The organism is Microcystis sp. LSC13-02 (assembly GCA_002282935.1).
Taxonomy (GTDB): Bacteria; Cyanobacteriota; Cyanobacteriia; order Cyanobacteriales; family Microcystaceae; genus Microcystis.
The window spans coordinates 12,327-13,397 of the sequence record MTBT01000004.1 but is presented as its reverse complement, the minus strand read 5'-3'; the positions used below and the strand labels follow the sequence as shown (position 1 = coordinate 13,397).

The window sequence follows — 1,071 nt, the reverse complement described above, 5'->3', positions numbered from 1 at the left end:
CAATCCTATTTTCTTGCACTAACATCGGACTTTAACAGGTCAAAAGCTTTATTTTAAAAGGGTTTTACCATTATTCAGCAAGCCCTAACTACTTTCTTTAAATCGCTCTTATTTGTTTCTTGAATTTCAATACACGCATCCTGACTAAGGGATATTTCTTGAATAAAATCCCATTTTTCTAAAGCTTGATGAAACTCTTGTCTAAGGGAAAATATTTCTTTTTTTGAGTTAGACTTACTCATTCTCTGCTAAATAGATATGATTGGTTAAAATTTCTCCAGATTTCTGCACAGAGTTGATAACTTCTTTAAAGTTACGAAAATAAACACCATATTGACTGGTTCCATAGTCAATAATTTTATCACCCGTGAAAAAGTACACTCCCAAGTCTTCTTTAGCAATTGAAATTTCTGGATTTAAATTTTTTAATTGATTATCTTCAATAATTTTTGTGACATCAACATCATAACTTTTTAAGGTATGAAGATAAACATAATTGTTGAGAATATCGGTTCTTCGGTTTGTGTTATGCAATGGACGGGAGTTATAACGAGCTAATCAATTAAGTCCCTTGCCAGATAAGGATTTAGCCGATTTCTGCCCCCTGATCGAACCATACCAAGTAACGAAGAACCAGAATATCGGTTAAAATCGGGCTATGGGTGGTGATCAAAACTCGATTATCATGCTCGGTGACAAATTGAACTAAAATATCCATTAAGCGAATTTGATTTTCGGGATGCAAATTAACTTCTGGTTCATCTATCATCAAAAAATTGTTTTTTTCCTTGGCCCAATATTTGAGATAAAGATACAAGAGAGTCAATTGATTTACCGAAGATGAAGCTAAATACATCGGTAAATCTTTGGTTTCATCGAATTTGAAAGAAAATTGAATAGGTGCGATCGATTCCAGACTAGAAATCGTGATTTCTCCTCCCATTAATCCGCTCATCTTTTCAATCAGAGAATTATAAACTTAATTAGGGTCTGCTGAATAATGGTAAAACCCTTTTAAAATAAAGCTTTTGACCTGTTAAAGTCCGATGTTAGTGCAAGAAAATAGGATTG

At 33.1% G+C, this 1,071-nt stretch carries 1 protein-coding gene and 2 pseudogenes; all 3 read right to left on the bottom strand.

Going from position 1 to position 1,071, the window contains the following annotated elements; all coding sequences use genetic code 11:
• Positions 1-74 precede the first annotated feature (74 nt).
• Positions 75-242, bottom strand: coding sequence for a hypothetical protein (locus tag BGL89_RS00135; RefSeq protein WP_286823600.1), 168 nt, complete (start codon positions 240-242; stop codon positions 75-77).
• A pseudogene (locus BGL89_RS00130) lies at positions 235-513 on the bottom strand (AAA family ATPase); the annotation flags it as partial. The pseudogene BGL89_RS00130 and the gene BGL89_RS00135, both read right to left, overlap by 8 nt.
• Positions 514-646: 133 nt before the next feature.
• A pseudogene (locus tag BGL89_RS00125) lies at positions 647-979 on the bottom strand (AAA family ATPase); the annotation flags it as partial.
• Positions 980-1,071: the final 92 nt, after the last annotated feature.